The following is an 8,733-nucleotide window of genomic DNA, read 5'->3' as shown; positions in this document are numbered from 1 at the left end:
CCGCCGCACCCACCGTGCCGCGAAGAACCCCCGCCCCCGCCAGAACGGTCTCGGAAGCGTCGGCCAGGATGCCGCCCACCACGGGGATGGCCCGGGAGATGGCCATTCTGGCTGCCTTGACAGCGGAGGCGTCCACGCTGCCCGCCACCGCCCCGCTGGCGGTGAGATAGCCCACAAAGGCCAGGAGGAAGGCGGTGAGCAGGAAGGTGGCGGTACTCTTCAGCAGCCCGGCCAGCTTCTTCAGCCCCGGATTTCCCACCGCCGCATAGGCACAGCTGACCGCCGCATAGGCGTAGATCAGCGGGACGAGCAGGCGGTCCATGGCAGTAAGGAGCAGTTGGGAAAAAAGCACCGTGGCCCCTTGGCGGACAGCAGCCCCCGTCACCCCTCCGGTGGCCGCGGTGAGCACCGCCATCACCGGAAGCAGGACCTCTCCAAAGGCGTCCATCCGTCCCATGGTATCCCGCCCCAGTCCGATCATGGCGTCCATATCCGTCATAGTCAGAGCCGTAATGGCCAGCGCGCCCGCCAGCTCCACCACCTGGATCTCCGCTCTTTTCCCGTTCATTTCGGCCCCCTCCGCCAGGGCGCACAGCATCACCACCGCCAGCAGCTTCAGCCCCGTGGCCGCGCACCCCCCGGCCAGGTCCCCCAGCCTGTTCAGGGCGCCGGCCAACAGGTCGGACAGACCCCGGTCCAGACCCTGGCCCTCCGTGACGCCGTACTCCCCGGCCTGCTCCCAGAATTCCTCCAGCCCCGGCACCTCCGGGGCCTCCGCCCCCAAGCAGGGCACTGTACACAAAACCGTCAGCACTATCATGATCCATATCCGCCTCATGTCAGCATCTCCGCCATCAGCACCGTCACCGCCCTGACCAGGGGCAGAGCCACCACCAGAGCCAGCACCGTTCCCGCCGTCTCCACAAAGGCGGCCAGACCGCTCTCTCCGGCGCAGCGGCAGATCTCCGCCGTCAGCCTGGTCAGGATGGACAGGGCCACCGTCTTGACCACCGGCTCCAGCAGCTCCTCTGACAGGCCGGCCAGGCCCGCCAGCTCCTCCATCAGCTCCACCACCGCGCCCAGCCCTCCGGCCACCGAAGCCAGGATCCACACCCCGGCGCACAGGACCAGCAGAAGGGCAAGTTCCGGGGTGTTCCTCCGCAGCACCGTACCCAGCACCGCCGCCGTCAGCCCTACGGCGGCAATTTTTGCCATCTCCCCCATCACAGGTGAAACAGGGTCTTGACCATGTTGAACAGGTCCGCGATCTCCTGGACCACCATCATCAGCACCACTACCAGCGCCGCCAGGGTGGTCATCATGGCCTGCTCATCCCGGCCTGCCCGGCTGAGTACCTGGTTGAGTACCGCCACCACGATGCCAATGGCGGCGATTTTGAAAATCAAATCCACATCCATTCCAAACCCCTCTTTCGTGCTGCCGGTCCTTGGCTTGCCCCAGCCGTTCCGGACGGTTTACAACAGCAGGATGACCAGAAAGGCCCCGCCGGACAGGCCCAGGACCTGATACACCTTGCTCTGCCGCCGGCGCTCCTCCTCGGCCTGCCGGGCCAGCTCCGCCAGCCGGAGGCGGACACAGGCAGCCGCCTTCCGCTGATCCTCACAGCCGCACCGGCCCAGCGTGTCCCCCAGCGGCATCAGCGTCTCCTGCCCCGCCCGGCCCAGCTCGTCCCTGGCCCTGACTAACCGATGCCACGCCTGGGGAAAGGGCTCCTCCTCCAGCCGGTCCAGCGCCTGCCGGCAGTCCCGGAACAGCGCCTGGGCCGGTCCCCGGCCGCTCCGGGCCAGCCGTTCCATCAGCTCCGGGAGGGGAGGCCCGTCCAATTCCAGTTCCTGCTCCAGCAGGACCAGTCCCTGGGCCATATCCTCCAGCGCCCTGACCCGGCAGCCCAGGGCCGCCGCCGCCCGAAAGCCCAGCCACGCTGTCCCCGCCGCCACCAGCGCCGCCCCTACCAGACGCATCATGCTCCCAACTCCTCCACTGTATAGATCCGCTGGCCGCCTGTTCCCCGGATGCGGACCAGCCTCTGCACGATATGCTCCTCCAGCAGGGGGCGGTACAGGCTCCGCCGCTCCAGGTCCGCCCGGCTCTCCCCGTGGGCGGTGGCCAGCAGGGTGACGCCGCACCCCGCCGCTGTCCGCAGGGCCGCCACGTCCTCCGGAGCGGTGATCTCATCCGCCGCCAGCACCTGGGGATTCATGGCCCGGAGCAAAAGCATCAGCCCCTGGGCCTTGGGACAGCCCTCCACCACGTCGGTGCGGCCGCCCACCTCCAGCTGCGGCACGCCGCCGTATAGTGCGGCCACCTCCCCCCGCTCATCCGCCAGAGACACCCGGAGGGGGCGGCATCCAACGCCGTCAGACACCTGGCGGATCAGGTCCCGCAGGAGGGTGGTCTTTCCCATCCCCGGCGGCGCCAGGATCAGCGTACTGGTCAGCCGCCCTCCGGGACACAGGGCGTCCCGCACCGGGTCGGCCGCCCCCTTGACCTGCCGGGCGATCCGCACATCGGCGGAGGAGTACCGGCTCAGGCTGTGGATCTCCCCTTCCCGCAGGGAAACTGTTCCGCACAGGCCTACCCGGTGCCCCCCTGCCATGGTCAGATAGCCCCGCCGCACCTGGTCCAGCACCGCGTGGAGAGAGGCCCGGCTGGCGATCTCCACCAGCTGCTCCAGCTCCCGGAAGTGCACCGGAGCGCGGCCCAGGACCTGCTCCCCCTCCGGCAGCACCACCGACATGGGACGCCCCGCCCGCAGCCGGAATTCCTCCGCCCGGCACTGGTCCTCCCGGGGCAGCATCAGCGCCTCCTGCCGCAGGCGCTGGGGCAGCGCGCCCGCCGCCTGGACGTATGCCCGGATACTCTGTTCCCGATCCATGCCTGTCCACTCCTTTCGCCCAATTCTATGTGAAGGAACAGCGGGTTATGCCTGATAGTTTTTCGACGGAAGCATTGAATTGAGCGGAACAAAAATTTATTGGACGTGCCCGGGCATACTTTCCTCCGTCCCGGACCAAACTAGTTCCGATTCTCATTACAGCTTGCGAGGTGTGACCCATGACCACCAAAAAATTGGGCAGCCAGACGGCCGCCCTGTCCAATCCCCCTTCCATCGCCGGCCACGCCAACGTGGTGGGCAAAAAGGAAGGCGAGGGACCCCTGTCCGATTCCTTTGACTATATCGCCCCCGACGACACCTTTGGGGAATCCACCTGGGAAAAATCGGAGAGCGCCATGCAGAAGCAGGCCCTGAACCTGGCTCTGAACAAGGCGGGCCAGTCCGCTTCCAATCTGGACTGGCTCTTTGCCGGGGACCTGCTGAACCAGTGCATCGGCTCCTCCTACGCCGCCCGGGAGCAGAGCGTCCCCTTCTTCGGCCTCTACGGGGCCTGCTCCACCATGGGGGAGGGGCTGGCACTGGCTTCCATGACGCTGGACGGCGGCTTTGGCGAGTGGGCCGGCGTGGTGGTGTCCTCCCATTTCTGTTCCGCCGAGCGGCAGTACCGCACCCCCCTGGAGTACGGCAGCCAGCGCACCCCCACCGCCCAGTGGACGGTGACCGGCGCGGGAGCCGCCGTTCTGGCCCGGGAGGGTCCCGGGCCCTATGTCACCCATGTGACGGTGGGCAAGATCGTGGACAAGGGCATCAAGGACGCCAACAACATGGGGGCCGCCATGACGCCGGCGGCGGCCAGCACCCTGGCCGCCCACTTCAAGGACACAGGCCGCTCCCCCAGCTTCTACGACCTGATCGTCACCGGAGACCTGGGCAGTCTGGGCAGCGAGCTGCTGCTGGAACTGCTGAGGCAGGACGGGATACAGCTGTCCAACCATGTGGACTGCGGGACGCTCATCTTCGACGCCCAGGAGCAGGACGTCCACTGCGGCGGATCGGGCTGCGGCTGCTGCGCCACGGTGCTCACCGGCTACCTGCTCAACGGCATGCGGGCGGGCCGGTGGAACAACATCCTCTTCTGCCCCACCGGAGCCCTCCACTCCCCTACCGCCTCCTTCCAGGGAGAGTCCATCCCCGGCATCTGCCACGCCATTGCGATCTCGACGACCAAATCATAAAAGGTGGGATCATCGTTATGGAATATGTCAAAGCCTTCCTCTGCGGCGGCATATTTTGCATCATCGGACAGCTTTTGATCGACAAAACCCCTCTGACCCCCGCCAAGATCCTGGTGAGCTACGTCACCGCCGGGGTCATTCTCAGCGGTCTGGGCCTCTACCAGCCTCTGGTGGACTGGGGCGGCGCCGGGGCCACGGTGCCCCTCACCGGCTTTGGCCATCTGCTGGCCAAGGGAGTAAAAAAAGCTGTAGCGGAGCAGGGGGTCCTGGGCGCCTTTACCGGCGGAGTCACCTCCGCGGCAGGCGGCATTACCGCCGCCATCTTCTTTGGCTTCCTGGTGGCCCTGCTCTGCAAGCCAAAGCCCAAAAGCTAAAATCATCACCGCCGCCCCGGGAAGAAGCAAAGAAAGGCAGACACATGGAAAACAACCATGGTCTGCCTTTTTTGATACGATAAAATACCGGGAACGGACCGTGGGGCCCCGTTCCCGGTATCATTGGATCTCTCAATCCACTTCGATCGCATTCACAGGACAGCTGTCGGCGGCCTCCCGGACCATCCCCTCCTGGTCGGGGGCGATCTCGTCCCGGGCCGCGGCTACTCCCTCGTCGGTCATCATAAAGACATCGGGACAAATACTGGGGCAAAGGCCGCAGCCGATACAGTTGCTGTTGACATGGGCGTTCATAGAGTACCTCCTTCACATAGATGGAGATAGGATAGGCGGTTCCCGCTTTTTTATTCGCGCCTCGTCTCTTGCTGATGCCATTTTATCTCTTGAACCCAAAAAGCGGGAGCGTCCTCACGGGCGCTCCCACTTTCTATTCCGTATTTTCCCTAGGACAGAAGCTCAGACCGTGGGTTCCTCGCTCTTGGGCTCAGCGTAGATCTCAAGCTCCATGGAGCCGGTCTCGAAGAACAGGCCGTCTTCGCCGTCTTCGCCGTCCTCTTCGGGTTCCTCCAGAGCGTCGGCCACGACGGCGCCGCCGGTCTCACGGACCAGGTTGCCTTCGTCGTCGATCACATCCTCCCTGCGGTACTGGGCCAGACCGGAGCCGGCGGGAATCAGTTTACCGATGATCACGTTCTCCTTCAGGCCAAGCAGGTGGTCCACCTTGCCCTTGATCGCGGCCTCGGTGAGGACCTTGGTGGTCTCCTGGAAGGAGGCGGCGGACAGGAAGGACTCGGTGGCCAGAGAGGCCTTGGTGATACCCATGAGCAGACGGGTGCAGGTGGGCAGGCGCAGGTCCTCGCCCATCTCATTCTTCTCCCCGGCGTCGATGCGGGCCTTGACGGCCTCCTCGGCATCCAGGAACTCGATGATGTCGATGGTGGCGCCGGACAGCAGTTCGGAGTCCCCGGCGTCCTCCACACGGACCTTCCGCATCATCTGGCGGACAATGACCTCGATGTGCTTATCGTTGGTGTCAACGCCCTGCTGACGGTACACCTTCTGAACCTCACGGATCAGATAGTTGTGGCAGGCGGACAGGCCGCGGATCCGCAGCACCTCGTGGGGAGACAGGGCGCCTTCGGTCAGCTCCAGACCCTTGGGGACCACGTCGCCGTGCTTGACCTTGATACCGGCGGAATAAGGCAGGGCGTAGGTGACCACCTCGCCGTCGTCGGCGGTGATTGTCAGATTGCACATGACGTTGCGCTTGGTCTCCTCGATGGTGACCCGGCCGCCGATCTCGGCCAACTGGGCCATCTTCTTGGGCTTGCGGGCCTCGAACAGTTCCTCTACTCGAGGCAGACCCTGGGTGATGTCGCCGCCGGCGACGCCGCCGGTGTGGAAGGTACGCATGGTCAGCTGGGTACCAGGCTCACCGATGGACTGGGCGGCGATGATACCCACGGCCTCGCCGGCGCCCACAGGCTCGCCGATGGCCAGGTTGATACCGTAGCACTTAGAACACACACCGCTGCGGGCACGGCAGGTCAGAACGGAGCGGATCTTCACAGAGTGGATGCCATGGGCCTCCAGCACGGCGGCGTCGTCCTTGCGCATCATGGTATCCCGGGTGAACAGCACCTCGCCGCTCTCGGGGTCCACGATGTCCTCGGCAGGATAGCGGCCGTGGACGCGCTCGGCAAAGGTCTCGATGACCTGGCCGTGCTCCTCGATCTCCGCCACTTCGATGCCGTCCACGGTGCCGCAGTCGTCCTCGCGGATGATGACCTCCTGAGACACGTCAACCAGACGGCGGGTCAGGTAACCAGAGTCGGCGGTACGCAGAGCGGTATCGGCCATGCCCTTTCGGGCGCCTCTGGAGGAAATGAAGTATTCCAGAACAGACAGGCCCTCACGGAAGTTGGCCTTGATGGGGATCTCGATGGTACGGCCGGCGGTATCGGCCATCAGGCCGCGCATACCGGCCAGCTGACGGATCTGGGCCATAGAACCACGGGCGCCGGAATCGGCCATCATGAAGATGGGGTTGTAGCGGTCCATGGAGGCCTGGAGGGCCTGGGTCACGTCGGCGGTGGTCTTCTCCCAAGCGGAGACGGACAGGCGGTAACGCTCGTCGTTGGTAATCAGACCGCGGCGGTACTGCCGGTCGATCTTGACGATCTCCTTCTCGGTCTCGCGGATCAGGTCGTACTTCTCGGGGGGGACGGTCATATCGGCGATGGCCACGGTCAGGGAGCCCCGGGTGGAGTAGTGATAGCCCAGGTCCTTGATGGCGTCCAGCACGCCGGCAGACACGGTGAAGCCGTGCTTGGTGATGCATTTGTCGATGATCTTGCCCAGCTGCTTCTTGCCCACCACGAAGTTGATCTCGGGGTCGAACATGGTCTCGGGATCGGTGCGGTCCACAAAGCCCAGGTCCTGAGGAATGGCCTCGTTGTAGATCAGACGGCCGACAGTGGTCTCCACCAGCTTGTGGCGCATCTCGCCGTCCACCTCCCGGTACAGACGCACCTTGATGGGAGAGTGGAGGGTGACCACACCAGCGTCATAGGCCAGCATGGCCTCGTCCTGATCGGCGAAGCAGTGGCCGGTGCCCTCCTCATCCCGGGCAAAGGTCAGATAGTAAGCGCCCAGGATCATATCCTGCGTGGGGATGGTGACGGGGCCGCCGTCCTGGGGACGGAGCAGGTTGTTAGCGGACAGCATCAGCACCCGGGCCTCGGTCTGAGCCTCGGCGGACAGGGGGACGTGGACGGCCATCTGGTCGCCGTCGAAGTCGGCGTTGAAGGCGGTACACACCAGGGGGTGCAGCTTGATGGCGCGGCCCTCCACCAGGACAGGCTCAAAGGCCTGGATGCCCAGACGGTGCAGCGTGGGGGCGCGGTTCAGCATGACAGGGTGGTCCTTGATGACGAACTCCAGGGCGTCCCACACGGCGGCCTCGCCCTTTTCCACCATCTTCTTGGCGGCCTTGATGTTGTTGGCCAGGCCGTCGTCCACCAGTTTCTTCATGACGAAGGGGCGGAACAGCTCGATGGCCATCTCCTTGGGCAGGCCGCACTGATAGATCTTCAGAGAGGGGCCGACCACGATAACGGAACGGCCGGAGTAGTCCACGCGCTTGCCCAGCAGGTTCTGACGGAAGCGGCCCTGCTTGCCCTTGAGCATATCGGACAGGGACTTCAGCGCCCGGTTGTTGGCGCCGGTGACGGCGCGGCCCCGGCGGCCGTTGTCGATCAGGGCGTCCACAGCCTCCTGGAGCATCCGCTTCTCGTTGCGGACGATAATGTCGGGGGCGTTGAGCTGGATCAGCCGCTTCAGACGGTTGTTGCGGTTGATGACCCGGCGGTACAGGTCGTTCAGGTCGGAGGAGGCGTACCGGCCGCCGTCCAGGGGGACCATGGGACGGATCTCGGGGGGGATGACGGGCAGCACGTCGATGATCATCCACTCGGGCTTGTTGCCGGAGATGCGGAAGGCGTCCACAACTTCCAGACGCTTGACGATGCGGGCCTTCTTCTGGCCGGAGGCGTCCTTCAGCTCGGCGCGGAGGCTGACGGACAGCTTCTCCAGGCCGTTCAGGCTCTCCAGCTCCGCCTGCTCCTCCTCGCTCAGTTCCTTGCGGTCCATGAGCTCCAGCTTGCGGCGGCTCTCCTCGTCGGTGAGGCCCACGGTGGCCAGCAGCTTCTTCACGGCCTCGGCGCCCATGCCGGCGTCAAAGTCATCCTCGTACTTCTCCCGCATGTCCCGGTATTCCTTCTCGGACAGGATCTGGTTCTTGGCCAGAGGGGAGAAGCCGGGGTCAATGACGATATAGGCGGCGAAGTACAGCACCTTCTCCAGGATTCGGGGGCTGATGTCCAGCAGCAGGCCCATCCGGGAGGGGATGCCCTTGAAGTACCAGATATGGGACACGGGGGCGGCCAGCTCGATGTGGCCCATGCGCTCGCGGCGGACCTTGGCCTTGGTGATCTCCACGCCGCAGCGGTCACAGACCTTCCCCTTGTAGCGGATCTTCTTATACTTGCCGCAGTTACACTCCCAGTCCTTGGTGGGGCCAAAGATCTTCTCGCAGAACAGACCGTCCTTCTCGGGCTTCAGAGTGCGGTAGTTGATGGTTTCGGGGCGCTTTACCTCGCCGTAGGACCACTCGCGGATCTTCTCAGGGGAGGCGATGCCAATTTGGATAGCGTCGAACTCAGCGTAACTCATATTCTATAATCTC

The 8,733-nt window shown here is 64.8% G+C and carries 9 protein-coding genes; 2 read left to right on the top strand and 7 right to left on the bottom strand.

Annotated features, from left to right (window positions below; translation table 11 throughout):
* The 5 genes from I6E39_RS01335 to I6E39_RS01315 all read right to left on the bottom strand — a co-directional run.
* On the bottom strand, positions 1-820 hold an 820-nt coding region (locus I6E39_RS01335; protein WP_235379501.1), incomplete at its 3' end, for a stage III sporulation protein AE.
* 14 nt (positions 821-834) lie between these two features.
* Positions 835-1,215: a stage III sporulation AC/AD family protein gene (locus tag I6E39_RS01330; protein WP_235379500.1), complete on the bottom strand. Its 381-nt coding sequence runs from the start codon at positions 1,213-1,215 to the stop codon at positions 835-837.
* An 8-nt stretch (positions 1,216-1,223) separates the two neighbouring features.
* Positions 1,224-1,418: a stage III sporulation protein AC gene (spoIIIAC, locus tag I6E39_RS01325; protein ID WP_235379499.1), complete on the bottom strand. Its 195-nt coding sequence runs from the start codon at positions 1,416-1,418 to the stop codon at positions 1,224-1,226.
* A gap of 57 nt (positions 1,419-1,475) precedes the next feature.
* A complete protein-coding gene (locus I6E39_RS01320; RefSeq protein ID WP_235379498.1) occupies positions 1,476-1,985 on the bottom strand; it encodes a stage III sporulation protein AB in 510 nt (169 codons plus the stop codon).
* Positions 1,982-2,896, bottom strand: a complete 915-nt coding sequence (locus I6E39_RS01315) for a stage III sporulation protein AB (RefSeq protein ID WP_235379497.1) — start codon at positions 2,894-2,896, stop codon at positions 1,982-1,984. Before I6E39_RS01315 ends, I6E39_RS01320 begins: the two co-directional genes overlap by 4 nt.
* 179 nt (positions 2,897-3,075) lie before the next feature.
* Here I6E39_RS01315 and spoVAD point away from each other — a divergent pair, with 179 nt between their 5' ends.
* Together spoVAD and spoVAE are read left to right on the top strand one after the other, a co-directional pair.
* On the top strand, positions 3,076-4,092 hold the full coding sequence (gene spoVAD / locus I6E39_RS01310; RefSeq protein WP_235379496.1) for a stage V sporulation protein AD: 1,017 nt from the start codon (positions 3,076-3,078) through the stop codon (positions 4,090-4,092).
* A 17-nt stretch (positions 4,093-4,109) separates the two neighbouring features.
* Positions 4,110-4,466 carry a stage V sporulation protein AE gene (gene spoVAE / locus I6E39_RS01305; RefSeq protein WP_235379495.1) on the top strand — a complete coding sequence of 119 codons (357 nt, stop codon included), beginning with the start codon at positions 4,110-4,112 and terminating at the stop codon, positions 4,464-4,466.
* Between the two features lie 132 nt (positions 4,467-4,598).
* Here spoVAE and I6E39_RS01300 read toward each other — a convergent pair whose 3' ends face one another.
* Both I6E39_RS01300 and rpoC read right to left on the bottom strand, forming a co-directional pair.
* Positions 4,599-4,781 carry a ferredoxin gene (locus I6E39_RS01300; protein ID WP_235379494.1) on the bottom strand — a complete coding sequence of 61 codons (183 nt, stop codon included), beginning with the start codon at positions 4,779-4,781 and terminating at the stop codon, positions 4,599-4,601.
* 162 nt (positions 4,782-4,943) lie between these two features.
* Complete coding sequence (gene rpoC / locus I6E39_RS01295) at positions 4,944-8,720, bottom strand: DNA-directed RNA polymerase subunit beta' (RefSeq protein WP_235379493.1); 3,777 nt, start codon at positions 8,718-8,720, stop codon at positions 4,944-4,946.
* Between the last annotated feature and the right edge of the window lie 13 nt (positions 8,721-8,733).

The organism is Pseudoflavonifractor phocaeensis (assembly GCF_021531375.1).
Taxonomy (GTDB): Bacteria; Bacillota; Clostridia; order Oscillospirales; family Oscillospiraceae; genus Lawsonibacter; species Lawsonibacter phocaeensis_B.
The sequence above is the reverse complement of the archived record's forward strand: the minus strand, read 5'-3'. Positions and strand labels throughout refer to the sequence as shown.

Bases quoted from the DNA above. Each gene is read 5' to 3' on its own strand.
- I6E39_RS01330 (WP_235379500.1), bottom strand. From the start codon at position 1,215: ATGGCAAAAATTGCCGCCGTAGGGCTGACGGCGGCGGTGCTGGGTACG.
- spoIIIAC (WP_235379499.1), bottom strand. From the start codon at position 1,418: ATGGATGTGGATTTGATTTTCAAAATCGCCGCCATTGGCATCGTGGTG.
- I6E39_RS01320 (WP_235379498.1), bottom strand. From the start codon at position 1,985: ATGATGCGTCTGGTAGGGGCGGCGCTGGTGGCGGCGGGGACAGCGTGG.
- I6E39_RS01315 (WP_235379497.1), bottom strand. From the start codon at position 2,896: ATGGATCGGGAACAGAGTATCCGGGCATACGTCCAGGCGGCGGGCGCG.
- spoVAD (WP_235379496.1), top strand. From the start codon at position 3,076: ATGACCACCAAAAAATTGGGCAGCCAGACGGCCGCCCTGTCCAATCCC.
- spoVAE (WP_235379495.1), top strand. From the start codon at position 4,110: ATGGAATATGTCAAAGCCTTCCTCTGCGGCGGCATATTTTGCATCATC.
- I6E39_RS01300 (WP_235379494.1), bottom strand. From the start codon at position 4,781: ATGAACGCCCATGTCAACAGCAACTGTATCGGCTGCGGCCTTTGCCCC.
- rpoC (WP_235379493.1), bottom strand. From the start codon at position 8,720: ATGAGTTACGCTGAGTTCGACGCTATCCAAATTGGCATCGCCTCCCCT.